The organism is Amycolatopsis dongchuanensis (assembly GCF_039542405.1).
GTDB classification, from domain to species: Bacteria; Actinomycetota; Actinomycetes; order Mycobacteriales; family Pseudonocardiaceae; genus Amycolatopsis_E; species Amycolatopsis_E sacchari.
Map to the genome: position 1 here is coordinate 17,702 of NZ_BAABIB010000075.1, position 20,716 is coordinate 38,417.

Genomic DNA, 20,716 nt, shown 5'->3' on the forward strand with positions numbered 1-20,716 from the left:
GGATGACGGAAAAGAGCGGAAAGTTCTATCGGGAGGGCATTCGGACGGCACCGTCCAGGCGAATGACCTCGCCGTTGAGCATGGGGTTTTCCACGACATGCGCGACGAGTGCGGCGAACTCCTCGGGGCGCCCCAGGCGGCCGGGATGGGGGCTGTGCGCGGCGAGCGCGCGGCGGCTGCCCTCAGGGAGCGCCTTGATCATCGGGGTGTCGAACACGCCCGGCGCGATGGTGTTCACCCTGATCGCGTGCGCCGCCAGTTCGCGCGCCAGCGGCAGGGTCATGGCGGCAACACCGGCTTTCGATGCACCGTATGCCGCCTGCCCCACCTGGCCGTCGTACGCGGCGATCGACGCCGTGCACACGATCACGCCACGTTCCTCACCGACGCACGGGACAGCCGCGATGCGCTCAGCGGCGAGGCGAACCACGTTGAACGTCCCGATGAGGTTGGTACGGACCGTCTCCGCGAAGTCCTCCAGCGAGGCCGGCCCGCGACGGCCAAGCACACGCGCTGAACCGAGAACACCCGCGCACGTCACCACTGTCCGCAGTGGACCGAGATCGGCGGCAACCTCGAGTGCCTGCGCCACCTGGGTTTCGTCGGTGACGTCCGCGGCCGCGAACACCACCCGATCGCCGAAACCGTCCGCGACGACCTTCCCGTTCGACGACGGCCGTCCCACGAGAACCACCGTGGCACCCGCGTGGTGGAACCGCCGCACCGTGGCCAGGCCGAGCCCCGAACTTCCCCCGGTCACGAGCACGACACTATTCGCAATTTCCATACCAATGCCCCCAGGCCGCGCGCGAGCGCGTTTCGACGTATGAGGAAAAAAGGAATGGCACGACCGTGTGCCGGAAGCGGAGCGGCAGCCGATTGGCCGTCCGGGCGAACGATTCAATGCTACGTTCAGCGCCGGCACCTGTCGTCGGCCCTCGTGACGAATTTGCCGTCCACCTGAAGGAGGAGCACTCCAGGCCCTCGCTCCATCCGGCGGCGGGCGCCGGATCATTGGCATGTGGGATGCCGTCAGCTAGGCTTCGGATCGAAGCACTTCGAGACGCGAGGCGGGATGAGGACGACCATCTACGATGTGGCGCTGCACGCCGGCGTGAGCATCTCCACGGTGTCCCTGGCACTCAACTCGCCCAACCGCGTCAAGCCCGCGACGCTGCAACGCATCCTCGCGGCCGCCGACGAGCTCCAGTACGTGCCGAAGGCCGAGGCCGTCGTCCGCGCCCGACGGGGCGTCCGGCGAATCGGTGTGATGGCGCCGTTCACGTCGTACCCGTCCTTCAGCCGGCGGCTCAACGGGGTCATCAAGGCACTACGCGACGACGCGTGGGAGATCGTGCTTTACGACCAGGAGTCGGCCGCGTTCACCCTGCCGAGCCTCGCGAGCATCCCGCTGACCAACAAGCTCGACGGCCTGATCGTCATGGCACTGCCAATCGACGACCCCAGCGCGGACCGCATCCTGCGCCAAAAGCTCGCCACCGTGCTGGTCGAGGTGCAGCGCCCCGGGTTCAGCAGCGTCACGATCGACGATGCCGCCGGCGGCAGGCTCGCTGCGCGCCTGTTGCTGGAACGTGGGCACACGCGGTTCGGCTTCATCGGCGAACAGAAGGAGACCGCGGACGTCACCCTGCCCGCGGAATCGAGGCTCGAGGCGTACGGGCAGACTCTGGCGGCGGCCGGGCACCCGCTCTCCCCCGACCGGGTCCTCGCGGTTCCGCACGCCATGCAGCCGGCCCGCGAGGCCGCCCACGTGCTGCTCGGCTCGCCCGAACCTCCGACCGCGATCTTCACCCACGACGACGTGCTGGCCGGTGGTGTGCTCAAGGCCGCCCGTGAACGGGGGTTGCGCGTACCCCAGGACCTGGCGGTGATCGGATTCGACGACGCCGAGATCGCCGAACACCTGGGCCTGACGACGATACGGCAGCCGCTCGAGGAATCCGGCGAGATCGCGGCCGAGACCCTCGTCAAGCAGTTGACCATCCCGGATCCCACGCTGCGTCACGTCACGCTGAACCTCACGCTCGTCGAGCGGGAAACCGCCTGAGGAAGTGCCTTCAGACGACGTTCGACTCGTGCGCGAACCGGGCGAGCTGAGTGCGGTCGCGCAGGTCGAGCTTGCGGAGGATGCGGGAGATGTGGGTCTTGACGGTCGACTCGGCCACGCTGAGCTCGTTCGCGAGCTCGGAGTTCGACAAGCCGAGCGCCACCAGGCGTAGCACCATGCGCTCGCGGCTGCTCAACAGCAAAGCCTGCGGCGCCGGCCCGGCCCGGTCGACCGTGCCCTCCCGGTAGTGACTCAGAAAGCTGGTGGCGAATTGCGGTGAGAGCCATGCCTGATTTCTGGAGAGGGTGACGATGGCCTCCACGATCCGATGGGGGCCGTCGTCTTCGGTCACATAACCGTCAACTCCACGACGGACGGCGAGCCCGACGTCCAGCTGCTCGGCGTTCGCCGTCATCAGGAGAATTCTCGGGGTACCGTTCGTGATCATTCCGGCGATACCCTCTTTGAGAATTTCCTCAGTGCGTTCCGAAGCTTTGCAGTAGCGCAGGACGACAGCGGGGTGCCGACTTTCCAGCAGTTCGGCCATGTCTTCACCCTGGTCGTCAGCGTGCCCCACGACCTCCACCTCGCCGTATTCGCCGAGCACCAGCACCAATCCGTGCCGGATCACTGGCGAACCGCCAACGATCATCGTGCGAACAGGCATCGCGCACCCCGCACTGACGGCCCCACCACGCGACCTCGCGAGAGACCGCCGACGGCGGCTGTCGACGGCACAGGCGGTCGTAGCCGAAACTTTTCCCCCATGCTCCCTCACCAGAGTCGCGTCGATGTCTTTCCAAGATCGACGCTGACCCCGGCCGAACCACGCCGGTACGGCGAGTCCGGCACTCGAAGCTAGCAGCCAGCCGGACGTTCGTACTGTACTGGAGGCGCACATTTTTATCCAGAACGCGCACGAGTAATCCGCCCGCTGGCGCGGAGACACGTTCCATGAAGCGGAATATCAGTTCTGCGGGAATTGATCAAAACGTAGACCGCGTAATCCTCGAGATGAGCTGCAAACGGTCAAAGCGCCACTGAGCCCGCAGTTCACCGGATGCGCGTGCGACACCGGCCTGACCCGGCAGGTTTCCTCCAGCGCGCCCGAGCATCCGCGGGCCGACCAACGGACCGGGGTCTCCCTGGACGGCGGCGGGCCGCCCACGGTTCAGCCTTTCCTTGCCGCGGCGCTGCGCCTGCTGTTCTCCCGCCAAGTCCCACAGGCGCTCATGCTGCACCAGCGACGCGGTCCGTTCTTGCTGGTGTCGCAGAACAGCCATCCGCAGCCTGCCGTCGTGGCCGAGGCATTTCTTTGATCCGGCTGCAGTCCGCGCCGACCGCGGCTTCCGCCGCGGAGCAGGCCCGCCCGGTTCGCTCCGTTGGTCCCCGCGTTCACGGACCATTCGACCCGCCGATGTGCTCCAGCTGTTCAGGCATCGTGGTCCTCCCGAGCCCTGGTGGCGGCGGTGCGCGGCTCGGCCGCGGGCCCGGGGTTGACGTTCGAGGTCACCCGGGTGCCGGAGGCCATCGGTGCCATGCGCCACCGCACCTCCATCAGCAACCCGAAGAAGCGGTGACCAGCGCGGTGGGTGACCCAGCCGTCGGGGCGCTCCCCCTCGGACGCTGTATTCCGCCGGGGGCCGAGGGTGAGGAACGTGGTGACGGGGCCGCTGACGTCGTGTCGCCCGCCACGGGGAGCGGGTCTTCCCGCAATGCGGCGGGAACGGACGCCGGCGCCGCGACAGTGCTGTGCTGTGGCTCATGAGCCGGGTGGCCGCCCGCAGTGGCTGCGGAAAACGGGCGACTTCCGGGGCGCGGGTGAGCAGTTGCGCAGGTGGGTCACAGCGCCTGCACCGCTTCGCCGAATTTCCTGGCGCGCAGGGCGGTGCCGCAAATGAGGCTGGGCTTCAGCCTGAGCTTGGTGACGTCGTAGTCGATCGCGTCGGCGATGGCGGCGGAGTGGGTGGCACCGATGATCGGGTGGGGCAGCTTGGTGTCCAGCGCCCTCGCGCAGAGGGTGAGCAGCAAGGTTTCGCAGAGCAGGTCCAGGTCCAGGCGCACGAGCTTGCGCTGGACCACCTTCTGCGGAGCACTCGGGCGGGTCGCAGCACGTCGACCCCGGGGAACCCCGGTATCCAGAGGAGCGGAAATCGTTCGCCGCCCGCCGGCGGCCGCGGCGAGAATGAGCGGATGATCGCCGCCGCGCCCCGGGGACCTGTCGAGACACCGCGGATCGTTGCCGAGCTCGCCGCGGGACGGCCGGCGAAAGCCGTGTGGGAGAACGAACTCGGCGGGCTGACCTTCCAGATCGGCTCGGGTGGCACGCGGCAGTTCGTGAAGTGGACTCCGGCGGGCAGCGGTATCGACCTCGCGGCCGAGGCGGTGCGCCTGCGCTGGGCCGCCGAATTCACCACGGTGCCCCACGTACTCGGCGAAGGCGCGGACGAAACCGGGTCCTGGATCGTCACGCGCGGCCTGACCGGGCGCAGCGCGGTGGACGACCACTGGAAACGCGACCCCGCCACCGCCGTGCGCGCGATCGGCGCGGGCCTCCGGGCGCTGCACGACACCCTGCCCGTCGCCGGCTGCCCGTTCGACTGGTCGGCCGAGGCGCGGCTGGAGAACGCGCGGACCCGAGCGGCGGCGCACCTCGACGTGCTCGCCGACATCCCGCCCGTCGACCGGCTCGTGGTCTGCCACGGCGACGCCTGCGCGCCCAACACCCTGATCGGTGACGACGGGCGGTGCACCGGGCACGTCGATCTCGGCGCGCTCGGTGTCGGCGACCGCTGGGCCGACCTCGCTGTCGCGACCTGGAGTACACAGTGGAACTACGGTCCGGGCTGGGAGGAACCGCTGCTGCGGGCCTACGGGGTCGAGCCCGACCCGGACCGGACCAGCTACTACCGGCTGCTGTGGGAAGTGGCGGACTGAGGCACCTGCTCGCCGCGGGGCTGGGGCTTGCGGAACACCAGCAACAGCACGGCGCCCACTACGACCGACAGCACCCCGAGCGCGCCGATCCCGCCCTGCAGACCACCGGTGAACACGGCCAGCCCCGCCACGACCAGCGGCGAGAGGAACTGGCCGACGTACGCCGTGCCCGTCCAGAGCCCCGTTCCCCGGCCGCGCTGGGGGAAGTCGACGTTGTCCAGCACCCAGGACACGAGCGTCGGGAAGAGCAGACCGCTCGCGAAGCCGGTGACGACGGCTCCGACCATCACCACGGCGACGTTCGACGTGGCGAACACGACCACGAGCCCGAGCCCCGAGATCGCGAACTCCACGGGCAGCAGCGTTCGCCTGCCCAGCTTCGCGAGCCGCCCGTAGAGCGCCGCGCCGACGGCGATCGCGACGGCGAGGACGCCGGTCAGCAGGCCCGTGGTCGCGGGGGACGTGATCCCGATCGAAGTGAGCACTGTGGACAGTTGCACGATCAGCACGTAGAAGACGACACCGCCGAAGAGCGTGACCCCGCACGGCGCGGCGAGCGCGCGCCACGGCACACCGGCCGGGCGCGGATCCGCCGCTGCCGTGGATCGCCGGGGCGACCACAGCAGCCACGTCATCGGGACGACGAGCACCAGCGCGATCGCGTAGACCCAGAACGGGGTGCGCCAGCCGGCGGCCCCGAGCGCACCGCCGAGCGCGATGAACGCGACCCCGCCCAAGGACGCGGTCGTCGCCTGAAGGCCGATGTAGCGATCGCGCTTCTCCTTCCAGTAGTCGCCGACCAGTGTGGTCGCCGCCGTCGTGATGCCCGCCTCGAACACCCCGACGAGCACGCGGCTGCCGATGATCGCGCCGAGGCTGTCGAGCCAGAGCGGCGCGGTGCCCGCGATGGCGTAGCCGACCATGCCCGCCTGCAGCACCCGCAGCCGGCCGAGCCGGTCGACGATCTGCCCGGCGACCGGCGCGGTCAGCCCGATGACGAGCGCGGGCACGGTCAGCACGACCGGTACCAGGACACCGGCCCCGGGCACGGCCGCGAAGTGCGCGGCCATGAGCGGGAGCACCGGTGCGATGAGGACGGCGCCCATCACGGGCAGGGAACTGGCCGCCAGCAGCAGGATCAGCTGCGGCAGCCCGGCGGTTCGGGACGTCTCGGTTTTCATGGTGACCTCACGACGTTGTGGGGACGGAACAGGACGGTTTCAGGGACGCGTGCGGGGACGGGGCCGGGCGGCCGGGATCGGGTGCGGTTCCCGCCCGGCGACGATCGTGTTGCGGAGGGTGCCGATGCCCTCGACCGCCATCGTCACGACGTCTCCCGGCTGGAGCGGGGGCAGGTCGGTCCGGCCGCGGCCCCACAGCTCGGCGAGGCAGCCGCCGTTGCCGCACGTGCCGGAGCCGAGGACGTCGCCGGGACGGACCTCGGTGCCGCGGCTGGCGTAGGCGACGAGGTCTTCGAACGGCCAGCCCATGTTGGAGAGCAGGTCACGGCCGATCTCGGTCCCGTTGACCGCCACCGTCATGGCGAGTGCGAGGAAGCCTTCGGGGTCACGGTAGGGCTCCAGTTCGTCCGCCGTGACCAGGACGGGGCCGAGCGTGGTGGCGAAGTCCTTGCCCTTGCAGGGGCCGAGCCGCACGGCCATCTCGCGGTACTGGAGGTCGCGTGCCGACCAGTCGTTGAGGATCGTGTAGCCCGCGATGTGGGCGGACGCGTCGGCTGGGGCGATGTCGGCGCCGCCCCGGCCGATGACGGCCGCCACCTCGCACTCGAAGTCGAGCCTGGCGCAGCCGGGCGGCACCGCGACGTCGTCGTGCGCGCCGACGAGCGCGTACGGGTTGGTGAAGTAGAACGTCGGTGCCTCATACCATTCGGCACCCACCCCGGCACCGGCCGCCATCCCCTCGACGTGCTCCTCGAACGCGACGAAGTCGCGCACGGTGGGCGCTTCGAGCGGCGGCAACAGCCGCAGCCCGGCCAGCGGGACGGCGTCACCGTCGGCCAGGGCACGTGCTCCGGCGTCGGCGAGCCCGCCGGTGCGGAGCAGGTCGAGCACGGTGGTCCCGGCGGGCAGGCGCAGCACGGTGTCGTCCCGCACGACCCCGCACCGCACCTGCCCGCAGGCTTCGGCGATCGTGGCGAAGCGCATCGGCCGGCCTCACACGGGCGGGGCCAGGAACAGGCCCTTGTCCGGGTCGTTGAACGACTTCCGCGCGACGAACTCGTCCATCCGGTTGGCCGTGCCCCACTGGTCGGACACCTCGGGATCGGTGAAGTCGTGCAGCCCGGGGTGCCAGGTGTCCTCGTCCAGGCGCTCCAGCTCGGTCGTGTACTCCACCGTGTTGCCCTGCGGGTCGAGGAAGTAGGAGAAGGTGTTGTTGCCCGCCTTGTGCCGTCCCGGTCCCCAGATCTTCTCCACGCCCGCCCGCAGGAGCCGTCCGGTGCCGCGCATGTACTCGTCGATCCCGCGCAGCTCGAAGCTCGCGTGGTGCAGCGAAGGGTGCGGGCAGCGGGCGATGGCGAAGCTGTGGTGCCACGGGTTGCACCGCAGGAACCACATCATGTGCCCCATGTGCGGGTGGGTGAGGATGTCCGACAGGGCGAACCCGAGGTGCCGCTCGTAGAACGCGACGGTGCCCTCGGGATCGGCGGAGTTGACCACCACGTGCGACAGCCGCACGGGGATCGACTCGCCCTCCTCGACCTTGCGGTGGGCGCGCTTCGCGACGTCCGCGGAGATCTCGATCGTGCGGCCCTCGTTGTCGAAGAACCGGAACCCGTATCCGCCACCGGGCGTCGCCACCGTGCCCGGTTCTGACACGAGCGTCACACCGTCCCGCGCGAGCCTGTCGGCGAGCGCGTCGACGTCGGCCGGGGTCGCGGCGCCGAACGCGATGAGGTCGATCCGCTTGTCCGCGGACTGGCGCAGCCGCACGACGTACTGCTCGGGCGAGCCCTCCGCGGCGAGGAAGGACAGCCCGGAGTCCGTGGCGACCTCCGTCAGCCCCCACTGTCCTTTGTAGAATTCTCGCTGGGCGGCCAGGTCGGGCACGCCGAGGTCGACGTGCCGCACGTGGGTGATCAGGCGTGGAACCGCCAGGTCCGGCATCAGGATTCCTTTCCGGGGACGAGCCCCAGTTTCTGGGCGGTACCGCCGGCGATCGCGGCGCGGTCGGCCGCGTCCAGTCCGGCGGCGTCGAGGCGGGCGACCGGATCGGGCACCCCCATGTCGAAGGGGTGGTCGGACCCGAGCACGACCCGGTCGGCGCCGACGGCGGCGACCAGTGCGCGCAGTGCCTGCGGCGTGTGCACGAGGGAGTCGAACCAGATCCGGCGCACATACGCCGACGGGGGTTCGGCGCACCGGCGGGCCTCCGGGCGCACCTGCCAGGCGTGGTCGGAGCGGCCGAGGTAGGTGGGCAGGTAGCCCCCGCCGTGTGCCGCGACCACCCGCAGGTCCGGGTGGCGGTCCAGGACACCGGCGAAGATCAGGTGCGAGAGCGCGACGGCGTTTTCGACCGGCTGCCCGACCGTGTTGGCCAGGTAGAACCGGTCCAGCCGCTCGTCGAGCGAGCAGCCGAACGGGTGCAGGAACACCACGGCGCCGGTCTCGGCGGCGCGTGCCCAGAACGGGTCGAGCCGTTCGTCGGACAGCTCGACACCCGGGGCGAAGGAGGAGATTTCCACGCCCTTGAGGCCGAGACCCAATGCGTCGTCCAGCGCCTCCACGCACAAACCGGCGTGCTGCAAGGGAACCAGTCCGAACCCCACCAGCCGCTCGGGCGCCTGGGCGACGACGGCCGCCACGCCCCGGTTCGCCGCCCGGCAGACGGCGGTCGCGAGATCAGGGCCGGCCCAGTAGTGGTAGTGCGAAGGGGACGGCGAGACGACCTGCACGTCCACCCCCGCCGCGTCCATATCGGACAGACGCCGGGCCACGGTCGTCAGCGCGGGCAGGGCCGCCCGGACCATCTCCCCCGACACCGCCATCGACTCCGCCCCGTGCCGCCGCAGCTCGACCGCGCGGAGTTCCGCGAGCCCCGGCTCGTCGGCCACCAGCGCCTCCACCTCGGCGACGAGGCAGTGCGCGTGCACGTCGACCACCAGCTCCGTGTTCACGGTTCCTCCACGAGCAGCGAGCGGACCCGGCCCAGCAGGCCCGGCAGGTCACCCTGCTCACCGGCCAGCAGCCACCGGCACATCTGCACCGAGCCTTCGACGACCGTGCGGGCACGGTCGAGCCGGCGGGCGGTGAACGCCGACCACAGGTCCTCGTCCAGGGTTTCGCGCGTCGTCAGCAGTTCGGCCAGCACCAGCGCGTCCTCGAGCGCCTGTGCGGCGCCCTGCGCCATCGTCGGCGGGCAGCAGTGCGCGGCGTCGCCGATGAGCACGGTGCGCCCGCGGTGCCACGGCCCGTCGAGGAAGTGCCACTCGAACCACGTGTAGTGCACCCGGGAGGGGTCGGTCAGGTTCGCGCGGATGTCGTCCCACGGGCCGTGGTAGTGCTCGGCGAGCCCGCGCATGGTCGCCAGCCGCTCCTCGGCGGAGAGCCCGCTCCGGTCCTGCGCGTCCTCGACCAGGTAGGCGTAGAGCGTGTCCTCACCGGTCGGGCAGTACCCGGCGATGTAGGCCGCGCCGCCGTAGCAGAGGTCGGTGCGCGTCACCGACGACGGCCGTTTCACGAAGGCGCGCCAGATCCCCATGCCCACCGCCTCGGTCCGCAACCGGACGCCCAGCGCGTCACGGGTCCAAGACCGCACGCCGTCGGCGCCCACGACAAGGTCGTAGCGGGTGCGCGTGCCGTCGGAGCAAGCCAGGTCCACCCCGTGGTCGTCCTGGGTGAGCGAGACGGGCCGGACCCCGGTCCGGATCTTCACCCCCAGTCCGGTGGCGCGGTCGACGAGCAGGCGCGCCAGGTCGGGGCGGTAGATCCCCACTGTGGCGGGAAGATCGGGGCCGCCGGTCCGGCTGTCCGGTACCTCCGCCAGCAGCGTGCCGTCGGGTGCGCGCAGGCCGGCCGAGTTGAAGGCGTACCCCGCCCGGCTCACCCCCTCCCACACGCCGAGGCGGCGCAGCACGCGCAAAGCGTTGCCCTGCAAGGTAACCCCCGAGCCGAGGGCGCCGACCTCCCCCGCGGTCTCGATCACGTCCACCGGCACACCGGCTTCGGCGAGGAGGATGGCGGTGCCCAGCCCCGCCATCCCGGCCCCGACGATGCCGACCAACCGGACCGCGGTCACGGCGCGACCACCCGCGTGCGCTGCTCGCCGAGCCCGGTGATGGTGCCGGTCATGACGTCGCCGGGGCGGAGCAGGCGGCCGTGGGCGATGCCGTTGCCCGCCGGGCTGCCGGTGAGCAGCAGGTCGCCGGGGCGGAGCGGGGTCGTCCGCGACGCGGCGGCGACGAGGGCCGCGACGTCGCAGATCATGTCTTCGGTCGACTCGTCCTGCATCACCTCGCCGTTGAGCTCGAGCCGGATCCGCGGGTGTTCCGGCACGAACGCGGCCGGCACCAGGTACGGGCCGAGCGGGGTGAAGCCGGGGGCGTTCTTCGCGCGGTACCAGTCCGCGCCGAGTGCCGGCATGTCCTTGCGGAACACCAGATCCCGCATCGTGAGGTCGTTGGCGATCGTGTAGCAGGCGACGTGCTCGAGCGCGCGGTCCCGCTCCACGCGGAACGCCTCGCGGCCGATCACGGCGGCCAGTTCGAGCTCCCAGTCGTGCTGCCGCGAGTACCCGGGCAGGACGACATCGTCGTAGGGACCGGTGATGGCCGAGGGCAGCCCGATGAACAGGAAGGGATCGCTGTCGGCGGTGCGGCGTTCCATCGCCGCGACGGCCTCGGCCCGGACCTCGGACTCCGGCCGTTCCCCCGCGGCATGCTTGACCGCGAGTTCGACGACGTGCGTGCGGTAGTTCGCACCCGCCTGGAGGATCTGGCCCGGCACGAGCGGAGCCCGGAGCTGTTCGCGCGCCAGCGGCCGCGTCGTCTCGCCGGTCAGCGTGAACAGCTTGCGCAGCACCGGATCCCAGTCCTGCAGCAGGGCGTGCACCGTCGGGGCGAGATCGGAAAGGTCGCGCCAGCGCGGGTTTTCGTCGAACCCGACGACGAGCGCGGGACGCTCGGCGCCGCCGTCGGCGACCGTGGCGAGGGCGAAAGGGGCAACCACAGGCGGTCCTTCCGTTTGCTGTGACGGCCACTACTATCTGCTCGTCCCAGCGCATCGGGGAAGCCGAAATGGCTGATGCCCCGTATAAGGCGGACCGATGCGGTTTTCCTGGCGGCCCTCAGTCCTGGCGGGCCAGGCTCCGGGTCGTCTCCACGAGGACCGACCTCAGCCACGCGTGCCCCAGGTCGCGCGTGTGCAGCGGGTGCCACCACAGCGTTTCCACCACGGGCACCACGTCCCAGGGGCACGGCAGCACCCGCAGGCCGCCCCGCGCGGCCAGGATGTCCGCGAGGTGGCGCTGGACGAGCCCGAGCCGGCGCGTGCCGACGATGTACAACGGCAGCACGAGGAAACTCTCGACGACGGCCTGCACCTTCGGTTCGATACCCAGCTGTTCCAGCTGCCGCACGGCGGACAGGAACCGCGTCGGCCCGTGGTAGGTGAGCACCCACGGCATTTCGGCGACGTCGGTCATGGTGAGGACGTCACCCACGGCGTCGTTGTCCTCGTCGGCCACGCACACCCATTCGTCGGTGAACAGGGCGATCGAGGGGACGTCGAACACGAACCCGCGCGGCAGGATCATGCCGTCCACGCCGCGGAGCCAGTCGGCGGGATCGCCCGCGAGCGTGGCCGGGTGGGCTTCGAACCGCAGCATGACCTCCGGCGCCTGCTCCGCGAGCACCTGCGCGACCCGGGGCCCGATCACGGCCATCGCGTAGTCGGAGGCCTGCACCGTGAACGTGCGCTTGGAGGTCGCGGGGTCGAACACGGCCTCGCTGGCGAACACGCGCTCGACCTCGTTCAGCGCGTGCGAGGTGCGGAGCCGCAGCGCCTGGGCGAGCGGGCTCAGCTCCGACGTGTTGCCCGAGCGGACCAGCAGCGGGTCGTCGAAGTGCCGCCGCAACCGGGCGAGCGCACCGGAAAGCGCGGGCTGGGACAGGCCGAGGCGCGCGGCGGCGCGGGTCACCGACCGCTCCTCCAGCAGCACGTCCAGCGACACCAGGAGGTTCAGGTCCAGGTTCGACAGCTTCATCGCGGCCCCCACATCGCTCTCGTTGATGTGGCAATCAGGGAAGTCAGCGTAACCGATGACGGCGGCCGCGCGGCCCGGTCGGCGTGGCCTATAAGCGGGACCGATAACGGGTATCCGCGGAACGCGCTTTCCCAGCGGGGCGCGGGGCGCGAAGGTGGACACATGAGTGACGACGGTGTCGGTGAACCGCGGGTCGAGGACCTGGGCGGCGGGCTCTACGCCTATGTGCAGCCCGACGGTGGCTGGATGATCAACAACACCGGCATGCTCGTCGGGCGGTCGGGGACGGTGGCCGTCGACACCTGCTCGACGGAGCGGCGGACCCGCGCCTTCGACGCCGCGATGCGTGCCGTGTCGCCGGGGCCGGTGCACACGCTCATCAACACGCACAGCCATCCCGACCACACCGCGGGCAACGGCTGGCTGCCCGGCGCGACGATCGTCGCGCACGAGGACACCAGGGCGGAGCTGCTGGCCATGGCCGCCGCACCGCCGTTGACCGGGATCTTCGAGCCGATCGACGAGGGCTCGCTGCCGCCGGCACCCCCGTTCCTGACCTACCGCGACGGCGTGACGCTGTGGGTCGACGACCTGCGCTGCGAGGTCCGGCACGTGGGCACCCCGGCCCACACCACGAACGACTCGATCATCTGGGTGCCGGAGCGGTCCGTCCTGTTCGCCGGCGACCTGCTGTTCGCGGGCGGCACGCCCTTCCTGCTCTCCGGTTCGGTCGCGGGTTCGATCGCGGTCCTGCAGGACGTGATCGCCCCGCTCGCCGCCGAGACGATCGTGCCCGGCCACGGCCCGGTGTGCGGCCCCGACGTCATCGACGACGCACTGGGGTACCTGCGGTTCGTCCAGGAGGTCGCGAAACAGGGCGTCGAGGCGGGGCTTTCCCCGCTCGAAGCCGCCCGCGAGTGCGACCTCGGCGAGTACGCCGGGTGGCTCGACAGTGAGCGAATCGTCGGCAACCTGCACCGCGCGTACGCCGAGGAGAACGGGGCCGCGCCCGGCGCCCGCATCGACATCCCGGGCGCGTTCCGCGACATGGTCACGTACAACGGCGGCCGCCCCCTGACCTGCCGGGCCTGAGGGCGCGCCTGCCAGGCCGTGATCCACGCTCGGCCCGATTCAGTGATTCCACTGCAGCGGCACGCCCGCGCGGTGCCGTAGAACGGCTCCAGTTCGCTGACCTGGACAGGAGGCCACCATGACCGAGACGATCACCCCGGATCGCACCGTGCTGACCGACAAGGTCCTCTCGCACGCCGTCTACACCGCGACCATCGACGCCCCGATCGAGAAGGTCGACATCGCCGAGTGGCTGCGCACGCTGCCGGACAAGGAGTACCAGCGCTGCGCGCCGCCCGACCACAAGGCCGCGGGCTACACGGTCACCGACGACGGCAGGCCGATGTCCATCAACGTGGAGATGATCGGCACCGGCCTGGTCATCCAGCACTACGTGTACGAGATCGCCGAGAAGGACCACTGCCACATGGTGTCCCTTTCGGACGTGTTCACCCCGAGGGGCTGGACCACCACCCAGGTCATCTGGGACCTCAAGGCCGAACGCATCGACGAGCACACCAGCAAGTACACCAACACGGTCACCAGCCACCCGACCGCCGACTTCATGCGGTTCATCGAGGCGCAGGGCCAGACGTTCGAGGAGGCGGCCGCGGCCCGGCAAGCCGCGTCGGGCGACCACTGCCGCAGGGAGACGCCGCTGTACGCCGCGAGCATCGCGCGGCACGCCAACCGGAACAAGTAGCCACCCCCTCCGTGAGGGGCCCGCTTCCCGGGCGGGCCCCTCACCACCCGACCCTGGAGATCCGCGCATGTCCGGCTGGCCCGAGGGCATGGCCCCCGACCAGGCAACCCTGCACGCCCGCAACGAACTGACCATCCCCGCCGCTCCCGAACCCCTGTGGGACCGGCTCGTCGACGCCACCGCCTGGCCTGCCTGGTACCCCAACGCCCGCAACGTGCGTGTCCTCGGCGCCACGGAACTCGCCGAAGGCGTCCGCTTCCGGTGGACGACCTTCGGCCTGCGGGGCACGTGCACCGTCACCACCTTCCGGCCATACCGCGAGCTCGCCTGGAGCAGCGCCTTCCTCGGCTCGCGCGCCCACCACCGCTGGCGGTTCACCGCCAAACCCGACGGCACCACCACCGTGGTCACCGAGGAAACCCAGCGCGGCCTCCTCCCCGGCCTGTTCACCTCGCGCGTGCGCGCCGGGCTGCTGCACTGGCACCAACGGTGGCTCGAAGGACTCGCCTGACGCGGCGGGAGGTCAGTCCAGCCCCGTCCGGGCACTCAGCAGCCCGGCGAGCTGCACCCGCGACGTGACGCCCAGCTTCGGGAAGATCCGGTACAGGTGCGATTCGACCGTGCGGTGCGAGAGGTAGAGCCGGCCCGCGATCTCGCGGTTGGACAGCCCCTCGGCCACCATCTGCACGACCTGCAGCTCCTGCGCGGTGAGCAGCTCCAGCGCGTCCGGGGCGCGCTGCGAGCTCGTCTCCCCGGAGGCGCGCAGTTCCCGGCGGGCACGCTCGCCCCAGGGAACGGCACCCAGTGCGTCGAAGGTGTCCCTGGCGACGCGGAGCACACTCCGCGCTTCGGCGGGGCGGCGCCGTCGGCGGAGCCACCCGCCCAGCGCGAGCTGCAGCCTGGCCCGCAGGAACGGCCATCCCGCCAGGCCCTCGTCCAGGGTGCGCTCGAGGGCTTCCCCCAGCTCGTCGTCGCCGGCGGTGATGGCCCGTGCGTAGCGGATCAGCACACCGAACCGGGGCGACGGCTCCCGCCCGCCCAGTGGTTCCAGTTCCCGCAGCAGCGCGACGGCTTCCTCGCGATGTCCACTGTAGACGGCCGCTTCGGCCAGATCCGCGATCGAGAACGCACCGACCAGGTGGTGGTGCGCCGGGTCGCCGGGCTCGACCACGCGCCGCAGGTACTCATACGCCTCGGCGTGCCTGCTCTGCCCCAGCGCGGAGAGCGCGCGGATGTACTGGACGAGCGCGAGCATGCTGGCCACCGAAGCCGGCAGCGCGACCCGTTCGACCGCGGCCGTCAGCTGCTCGGTCACGTCCGGCTGCCCGCGCAGGGCCGCGATCCCGGCCTTGGCCATCTGGGCACCCAGCGCGAACAGCGGCTGCGCCGTCTCGGCGGTGAGCCGGTCGGCCTCGTCGGCCGCCGGGACCGCGACCGCCAGATCGGCGACCTCCACCGCCGTCCACGCCCTGGCCATCTGCACCTGGGCGAGCAGGCCGAGACTGCCCCGCTCGCGCAACTTCGCGGCGGCCGAGCCCAGCAGGGCCAGCGACCGGCCGTAGTCCCCCACCAGTGTCGCCGCGAGGCCCAGCACGTGCAGGGAGCGGGGGTCGTCGTCGGCGCTTCCGCCGAGTTCTTCCAGGACGGCAGCACCCCGTTCGACGGGCGCCACGCACGCTCGGATGTGCGCGAGCCGGGGATCGTGACGAACGGCGGGCGGCAGCCGGTCGGCCGCAGCCAGGACCTCCCGGCCAGCGCCGTGCCGGTCCAGACCACCCCAGTAGCACCGCAATCCCGTGGACATCAGCAGGTTCAGCGCGAGATCGTGGTCGGCCACGGCCTCCGCGGTCGCGACGAGCTCGTGCACCCGCGCCGGGTCACCCGGCGGGCCGTCCTGGTAGGCGTCACCCAGCCACATCGACCGGGCCCGCTCCTGCTCGCCCAGCTCGAGCGCGTCGGCCTTCCGCAGCAGGCGGAGCACCAGCTCGCGGCGGCCGAGCTCCGCCGCGCCCTCGGCGGCCTGGAGCAGCAGGGCGCCCCGGCGCTCCGGGTCCGGGGACAGCTCCGCCGCCCGTTCGAACGCGGCGAGCGCGGTGACGGTGGCACCCCGCCGCCGTGCCCGGTGACCGGCCTCCGCCAGGCGGTCCGCGACGTCCGGGTCCGGGCCGAGCGCAGCCGCCGCCCGGTGCCAGACCTGCCGGTCCGGATCGGCGGCGAGGACCCGCGCGAGCGCCGAGTGCGCGGCGTGCCGTTCCGCCGCGCTCGCCGCCTGGTAGACGGCCGACCGCACGAGCGGGTGCCGGAACCGCACCCGGGACTCTTCGAGGGTGATGAGCTGGGCCGCCACCGCGGGTGCCAGGTCCGCCACGGACAGGGCACGGCCGGTGACGATCCGGCCGGCCTCGATCGTGGCGGACAGCAGCCCCTCGTCCTCGGCCGAAGCGATCCGCAACAGCGTCCGCGTCTCGGGCGGGAGTTCGTCGACCCGTGCGGCGAAGGCCTTTTCCAGCCGGGCGCTCAGCGGCAGGCGGGCGGGCAGCGGGTGCGGTCCCGGCGTCAGCGCCGAGGGCAGTTCGAGCAGCGCCAGGGGGTTGCCGTCGGCCTCGTCGAGGATCCTCGCCCGTGTCCCGGAATCCAGTGCGGGGTAGCGGGAATCGAGCAGGGACCGGGCCGACGCCTCGCTGAGCCTGCCGAGGTGCAGCTCGGGCAGACGCGTTTCCACGAGCGGGCTGTCGTACCCGTCGCGCACCGTTGCCAGCAGGAGGAGCGGCTCCGGCTCCGCCCGCCTGCCGACGAAGGCGAGGACCTCGGCGGTCGGGCGGTCGAGCCAGTGCGCGTCCTCGGCCAGCAGCACCAGCGGCGCCCGCGCGGCCGCCTCGCTCAGCAGCTCCAGCGTCGCGAGGCCGACGAGGAACAGTTCCGGCGCGGGTCCCTCCGCCAGGCCGAAGGCCACCCGCAGGGCGTCGCGCTGCGGCGGCGGGAGGTGGGCCGCGCGGGGGAAGACCGGCCGCAGCACCTGGTGCAGACCGGCGAACGGCAGCTGCGCCTCGGACTGCACCCCGGTGGTGCTCAACAGCTGCCGGTCCCCCTCGGCGGCGGCCTCCCGGGCCACCGACAGCAGGGCCGACTTGCCGATGCCCGCCTCCCCGGTCACCACCAGCGCGTGGCCTCGCCGGGGCAGCTCCCGCAGCAGGCCCACCACCAGCTCGACCTCACGTTCACGGCCGACCAGCAACGCCACGCGCCCACCTCCCCCGCCACCGGCGCTGTCCACATCGGACGCGATGAGCGCGCTCCCCGGCCGCCGTGATGTTAAGGGTCTTAACATTAGCCGCAGCGGATCCCGTGGCGCAATGACGCGATCAGGGCGCGATCGCCGGGGAGTCCAGGAGCGCGGCGATCGAGCGTGCGGCCAGCTCTTCCGCGTTCTCCCCGACGCCGACGGCCCGGAGCCTCCCCGTGATCCGCAGCAGCGCGGCGCCGTGCACCAGTGACCACATCGGACCGGCGACCGCGAGCGGGTCCTGCCGCCGGATCAGCTCAGCCGTCTGGCAGGCCTCGATCGCGCCGACCAGCGCCAGGAACGACCGCCGTCCGGCCGGACGGAGCTCACCGGCTCCGTGCTCGACGAACATCACCCGGTAGTAGTCCGGATGTGCGACGGCCCACCGGACGTAGCCGCGCGCCAGCGCGAGCAGCCGCTCACGAGGGTCCTGGTGGCCTCCCGCGATCCGGTCGAGCTTCGTGCTCAGGAGACCGAAACCGTGGTCGGCCACCTCGGCGAGCAGGGCGTCCTTGTGGGCGAAATGCCGGTACGGCGCGGCGGCGCTCACCCCGGCCCGTTTCGCGGCCTCCGTCATGGTGAAGCCCTGCGGCCCCTTTTCCGAGACCAGCTCCAGCGCGGCGGCGATCATGGCCCGCCTGAGGTCTCCGTGGTGGTAGGACCCGGCCGGCTCGTCACCGCGAGGAGTTGCGGGACCACCGCGTGCCATGCGGGCGATCCTAGCCCGGCCCCGCCGTCTCAAGCCCGGTCCCGGCAGGCGAGTGCGTCCCGCAGCCCCGCGCGGGTGGTCACCCCGAGCTTGGGGAAGGCCCGGTACAGGTGCCCGCTGACGGTCCGGGCGGACAGGAACAGCCGCTCCGCGATCTGCTTGTTCGTCAGCCCCGCCGCCGCCAGCTGGGCGATCTGGAGCTGCTGCGTGGTGAGGGTGGCGGGTCCGGCCGGGCGGTCCGGCCCGAGGCCGGCGGCACGCAGTTCCGCGCGGGCGCGGTCGGCCCACGGCACCGCCCCGAGGCGGGTGAACGTGTCGAGCGCGGCGGTGAGCGGAACGCGGGAGCGGGGGCCGGCACGCAGCCGCCGCAGGCGCCGGCCGTAGGCCAGCTGGACCCGCCCGTGCTCGAACGGCGAGCGGTCCGCGCCGGGCAGCGCGAGCGCCCGCTCGAACAGGTCCTCCACCTGGTCGTCGGGGGCGGTCATCGCGGCGGCTCCGGCCACCTGGAAGGCCAGCCGCGGCGACAGCCCGGCGACCCCTGCGGCCCGCAGTACGCCGGCCTCGGCCGCCGCCACCTCGGTGCCACCGGTCTGCAGGGCCGCCTCGACCACGAGCAGCGCGGCCGCCGTCGCCGTCGGTACGTCGGCGGCGGGGTCACCCGCCTGCCTGGCCGCTGTGGCGTACCGGAGTGCGTCCGCGTGGTTGCCCGCGCCCAGTTCGGCCAGCGCCCGGGTGTGGAGGGCCTTGCGGCGCACGCCTTCCGCACCCCGCCGGGCCGCCCAGGTGACCATCCCGTCGGTCAGCGCCTTCGTCGTCGCCGGATCACCTCGTGCGGCGGACACCAGCGCGCGCAGGTGGTGGAACCGCCAGGCCAGGTGCGGATGACCGATCCGGCCGCACAACTCGAGCCCGCGGTCGGCGTGCTGCCCGGTCTCGTCCCAGTTCCCGGCGGTGAACGCTTCCAGGCCGAGGAAGTACCACGCCCGGGCGGCCGGGGGTGACGCGTCTTCCCGCGCGATCCGGTGCAGGAGGTGCCGGATCGGCCCGGTCCGGTCGAAATCTCCGGCGGCGGGGCACAGCCGCATTACCAGCAGGGGGTCGGCGTCGTGCTCGCAGAGCGCGGCGACGGCCGAGTCGAGGCGGTCCGGGGCCGGCTCGGCCAGGACGCCGTCCTGGGGCGAGGCGAGCGGGTACCGGGTCAGCCGGTCCCGGTACGCCCCCCACGGTTCCGGCCCGCCGCACAGCCGGGACAGCTCGCCGAGCACGCCCAGCGCGTGGGTCGTGGCGAGCGCACCGGCCCCGGGCGCGGCCGCGTCGATCTCGCCGAGCAGCATCCGATGGGCGACCGCCACGTCGCCCTCGTCGAGGACGAGCAGTGTCGCCGCCGTCGCCGCGGCGTAGAGCCGTCCGGCCGCGTCCGGTCCCGCCTGCCGGGCCTCGGCGAGCAGCGTCCGCCCCCATTCGGCCTGGCCGGTCTGGTCGGCGTTGAGCCACGCGGCCTTCGCCAGGCGACGGCCCCGGTCCGCGCGGACCGGGCTCAGCCGGCCGGCCCGCACCAGCGCGTCGGCGGCCCGCCCGGTCTCGCCCCGGCCCAGGTGCCGCTGCGCGGCCTGCTCCAGCAGCGCGGCCACCGGCCCGTCGGGTCCGACCGCCGCCAGCCCGAGGTGCCAGGCACGGCGTTCCAGCCGGTCCCGCGTCGCGCGTGCGAGTGCCCGGTGCGCGGCCCGGCGCTGCTCGGGCGACGCCGCCCCGACGACGGCCGACCGGGTGAGCGGGTACCGGAAGGTGACCACTCCCCTGTGCTCGTCCACGTCGATCAGCCCGGCCCGTTCCGCGGCGGCGAGGTCGTCGTGGGCGGCCGGGCCGAGCGCGGCGCGGACGGCCCGCAGGTCACCCTCGGTGTCCAAAGCGGACAGCAGCACGGCGCGCCGCGTCCGCGGCGACGACGGGATGTCCGCGGCGAAGGCCTCGTGCAGGCGGGCGGGCAGGGGTATCGGCTCGCCGATTCCTCGGCTCCCCTCACCCAGGACCGGGGGCAGTTCCAGCAGTGCCAACGGGTTTCCCCGCGCCAGGTCCAGCACGGTGGTCCGGACCATGGGGTGCAGTGCCGGGAACCGCGCCCGCAGCAGGGTCGCCGCCGCGACGTGGTCCAGTGGGGCGAGCGGCAGCCGCGGCAGCCCGCAGGACGCGAACGTGCCGCCCTGATACGGCCGGGTCGCGACGAGAAGCCCGATCCGGGTGCCGGAAAGGCGCCGGCTGACGAACGCCAGCACGGCGGCGCTCGCTTCGTCCAGCCAGTGCGCGTCGTCGATGAGCAGGAGGAGCGCGCGAGTGGCGGCGGCCCGCCGGAGGATCGCGAGAACCGCGTGCGCGACGGCCGGTACAGATGGGACCGGTCCATCCGCGAGGCCCAACGCGACCCGCAGCGGCAGGAGCAGCTGACCGAGCGCGGAGAACGGCAGCGCTGTCTCGGCCCCCACACCGGTCGCGCGCAGCACGGTTGTCCCGCTCGCGCTCATCTCGGCCAAGCGCAACAGGGAACTCTTGCCGCTGCCCGGTTCTCCGGTCAGCACCAGTGCGCCGCCGTCGGCGTCCGCGGCACGCAGGAAAGCGAGCAGCCGGCGCTGCTCGTCCTCGCGGCCGACCAGACCCGTGCGGCCGCCGGAACGCGGCGCCTCCACCGGGTTCACGGCCGCGCCCTCCCGGGCCGGAAAATCAGGGCAG

19 protein-coding genes are annotated in these 20,716 nt (G+C 72.3%); 5 read left to right on the forward strand and 14 right to left on the reverse strand.

Annotated elements, in window-relative coordinates:
- Positions 1–25 precede the first annotated feature (25 nt).
- Positions 26–787, reverse strand: coding sequence for an SDR family NAD(P)-dependent oxidoreductase (locus ABFX51_RS17710; RefSeq protein WP_091510771.1), 762 nt, complete (start codon positions 785–787; stop codon positions 26–28).
- A 288-nt stretch (positions 788–1,075) separates the two neighbouring features.
- Between ABFX51_RS17710 and ABFX51_RS17715 the strand changes: the two genes are divergently transcribed.
- Positions 1,076–2,068, forward strand: a complete 993-nt coding sequence (locus ABFX51_RS17715; RefSeq protein ID WP_091510768.1) for a LacI family DNA-binding transcriptional regulator — start codon at positions 1,076–1,078, stop codon at positions 2,066–2,068.
- A 10-nt stretch (positions 2,069–2,078) separates the two neighbouring features.
- On the opposite strand, the gene ABFX51_RS17720 is transcribed toward ABFX51_RS17715, so the two are convergent.
- From ABFX51_RS17720 to ABFX51_RS17730, 3 genes are all read right to left on the reverse strand, one after another.
- Positions 2,079–2,735, reverse strand: a complete 657-nt coding sequence (locus ABFX51_RS17720; protein ID WP_091510767.1) for a LuxR C-terminal-related transcriptional regulator — start codon at positions 2,733–2,735, stop codon at positions 2,079–2,081.
- 504 nt (positions 2,736–3,239) lie between these two features.
- On the reverse strand, positions 3,240–3,467 hold the full coding sequence (locus ABFX51_RS17725; protein ID WP_091510764.1) for a CGNR zinc finger domain-containing protein: 228 nt from the start codon (positions 3,465–3,467) through the stop codon (positions 3,240–3,242).
- Between the two features lie 443 nt (positions 3,468–3,910).
- A complete protein-coding gene (locus ABFX51_RS17730) occupies positions 3,911–4,150 on the reverse strand; it encodes a hypothetical protein (RefSeq protein ID WP_091510763.1) in 240 nt (79 codons plus the stop codon).
- A gap of 111 nt (positions 4,151–4,261) precedes the next feature.
- Here ABFX51_RS17730 and ABFX51_RS17735 point away from each other — a divergent pair, with 111 nt between their 5' ends.
- Entirely contained in the window at positions 4,262–5,005 is a 744-nt protein-coding gene (locus ABFX51_RS17735; RefSeq protein ID WP_346054276.1) for an aminoglycoside 3'-phosphotransferase, read from the forward strand.
- Here ABFX51_RS17735 and ABFX51_RS17740 read toward each other — a convergent pair.
- From ABFX51_RS17740 to ABFX51_RS17770, 7 genes are all read right to left on the reverse strand, one after another.
- Positions 4,975–6,186 (reverse strand): MFS transporter, encoded by a 1,212-nt coding sequence (locus tag ABFX51_RS17740; protein WP_091510758.1) that lies wholly within the window; start codon positions 6,184–6,186, stop codon positions 4,975–4,977. The two genes, ABFX51_RS17735 and ABFX51_RS17740, sit on opposite strands and share 31 nt — an antisense overlap.
- Positions 6,187–6,225: 39 nt before the next feature.
- Positions 6,226–7,170: a fumarylacetoacetate hydrolase family protein gene (locus ABFX51_RS17745; protein ID WP_091510757.1), complete on the reverse strand. Its 945-nt coding sequence runs from the start codon at positions 7,168–7,170 to the stop codon at positions 6,226–6,228.
- 9 nt (positions 7,171–7,179) lie between these two features.
- Positions 7,180–8,130, reverse strand: coding sequence for a VOC family protein (locus tag ABFX51_RS17750; protein ID WP_091510754.1), 951 nt, complete (start codon positions 8,128–8,130; stop codon positions 7,180–7,182).
- Complete coding sequence (locus tag ABFX51_RS17755) at positions 8,130–9,140, reverse strand: amidohydrolase family protein (protein ID WP_346054277.1); 1,011 nt, start codon at positions 9,138–9,140, stop codon at positions 8,130–8,132. Before ABFX51_RS17755 ends, ABFX51_RS17750 begins: the two co-directional genes overlap by 1 nt.
- Positions 9,137–10,261, reverse strand: a complete 1,125-nt coding sequence (locus tag ABFX51_RS17760) for an FAD-dependent monooxygenase (RefSeq protein ID WP_346054278.1) — start codon at positions 10,259–10,261, stop codon at positions 9,137–9,139. The genes ABFX51_RS17755 and ABFX51_RS17760 overlap by 4 nt, the downstream gene beginning before the upstream one ends.
- Positions 10,258–11,190 carry a fumarylacetoacetate hydrolase family protein gene (locus tag ABFX51_RS17765; protein ID WP_346054279.1) on the reverse strand — a complete coding sequence of 311 codons (933 nt, stop codon included), beginning with the start codon at positions 11,188–11,190 and terminating at the stop codon, positions 10,258–10,260. Before ABFX51_RS17765 ends, ABFX51_RS17760 begins: the two co-directional genes overlap by 4 nt.
- A gap of 118 nt (positions 11,191–11,308) precedes the next feature.
- A complete protein-coding gene (locus tag ABFX51_RS17770) occupies positions 11,309–12,226 on the reverse strand; it encodes a LysR family transcriptional regulator (RefSeq protein WP_346054280.1) in 918 nt (305 codons plus the stop codon).
- Between the two features lie 162 nt (positions 12,227–12,388).
- Here ABFX51_RS17770 and ABFX51_RS17775 point away from each other — a divergent pair, with 162 nt between their 5' ends.
- The 3 genes from ABFX51_RS17775 (at position 12,389) to ABFX51_RS17785 (ending at position 14,511) form a co-directional block, all read left to right on the forward strand.
- On the forward strand, positions 12,389–13,318 hold the full coding sequence (locus tag ABFX51_RS17775; RefSeq protein ID WP_091510748.1) for an MBL fold metallo-hydrolase: 930 nt from the start codon (positions 12,389–12,391) through the stop codon (positions 13,316–13,318).
- Positions 13,319–13,436: 118 nt separating this feature from the next.
- Complete coding sequence (locus ABFX51_RS17780) at positions 13,437–14,000, forward strand: hypothetical protein (protein WP_346054282.1); 564 nt, start codon at positions 13,437–13,439, stop codon at positions 13,998–14,000.
- A gap of 67 nt (positions 14,001–14,067) precedes the next feature.
- Positions 14,068–14,511, forward strand: coding sequence for an SRPBCC family protein (locus ABFX51_RS17785; protein WP_346054283.1), 444 nt, complete (start codon positions 14,068–14,070; stop codon positions 14,509–14,511).
- Between the two features lie 12 nt (positions 14,512–14,523).
- Here the strand turns inward: ABFX51_RS17785 and ABFX51_RS17790 are convergent, their stop codons facing one another.
- From ABFX51_RS17790 to ABFX51_RS17800, 3 genes are all read right to left on the reverse strand, one after another.
- The gene (locus ABFX51_RS17790; protein ID WP_346054284.1) at positions 14,524–17,241 is read right to left on the reverse strand and encodes an ATP-binding protein; all 2,718 of its coding nucleotides are present in this window, start codon (positions 17,239–17,241) and stop codon (positions 14,524–14,526) included.
- 121 nt (positions 17,242–17,362) lie between these two features.
- Entirely contained in the window at positions 17,363–17,992 is a 630-nt protein-coding gene (locus ABFX51_RS17795; protein WP_091510740.1) for a TetR/AcrR family transcriptional regulator, read from the reverse strand.
- 29 nt (positions 17,993–18,021) lie between these two features.
- Positions 18,022–20,682 carry a helix-turn-helix transcriptional regulator gene (locus tag ABFX51_RS17800; RefSeq protein WP_143249916.1) on the reverse strand — a complete coding sequence of 887 codons (2,661 nt, stop codon included), beginning with the start codon at positions 20,680–20,682 and terminating at the stop codon, positions 18,022–18,024.
- Positions 20,683–20,716: the final 34 nt, after the last annotated feature.

What these genes read in the sequence shown, in the direction of transcription:
- ABFX51_RS17775 (WP_091510748.1), top strand. Translation starts at nt 12,389, where the DNA reads ATGAGTGACGACGGTGTCGGTGAACCGCGGGTCGAGGACCTGGGCGGC.
- ABFX51_RS17750 (WP_091510754.1), bottom strand. Translation starts at nt 8,130, where the DNA reads ATGCCGGACCTGGCGGTTCCACGCCTGATCACCCACGTGCGGCACGTC.
- ABFX51_RS17735 (WP_346054276.1), top strand. Translation starts at nt 4,262, where the DNA reads ATGATCGCCGCCGCGCCCCGGGGACCTGTCGAGACACCGCGGATCGTT.
- ABFX51_RS17770 (WP_346054280.1), bottom strand. Translation starts at nt 12,226, where the DNA reads ATGAAGCTGTCGAACCTGGACCTGAACCTCCTGGTGTCGCTGGACGTG.
- ABFX51_RS17795 (WP_091510740.1), bottom strand. Translation starts at nt 17,992, where the DNA reads ATGGCACGCGGTGGTCCCGCAACTCCTCGCGGTGACGAGCCGGCCGGG.
- ABFX51_RS17740 (WP_091510758.1), bottom strand. Translation starts at nt 6,186, where the DNA reads ATGAAAACCGAGACGTCCCGAACCGCCGGGCTGCCGCAGCTGATCCTG.
- ABFX51_RS17745 (WP_091510757.1), bottom strand. Translation starts at nt 7,170, where the DNA reads ATGCGCTTCGCCACGATCGCCGAAGCCTGCGGGCAGGTGCGGTGCGGG.
- ABFX51_RS17780 (WP_346054282.1), top strand. Translation starts at nt 13,437, where the DNA reads ATGACCGAGACGATCACCCCGGATCGCACCGTGCTGACCGACAAGGTC.
- ABFX51_RS17715 (WP_091510768.1), top strand. Translation starts at nt 1,076, where the DNA reads ATGAGGACGACCATCTACGATGTGGCGCTGCACGCCGGCGTGAGCATC.
- ABFX51_RS17720 (WP_091510767.1), bottom strand. Translation starts at nt 2,735, where the DNA reads ATGCCTGTTCGCACGATGATCGTTGGCGGTTCGCCAGTGATCCGGCAC.
- ABFX51_RS17710 (WP_091510771.1), bottom strand. Translation starts at nt 787, where the DNA reads ATGGAAATTGCGAATAGTGTCGTGCTCGTGACCGGGGGAAGTTCGGGG.
- ABFX51_RS17785 (WP_346054283.1), top strand. Translation starts at nt 14,068, where the DNA reads ATGTCCGGCTGGCCCGAGGGCATGGCCCCCGACCAGGCAACCCTGCAC.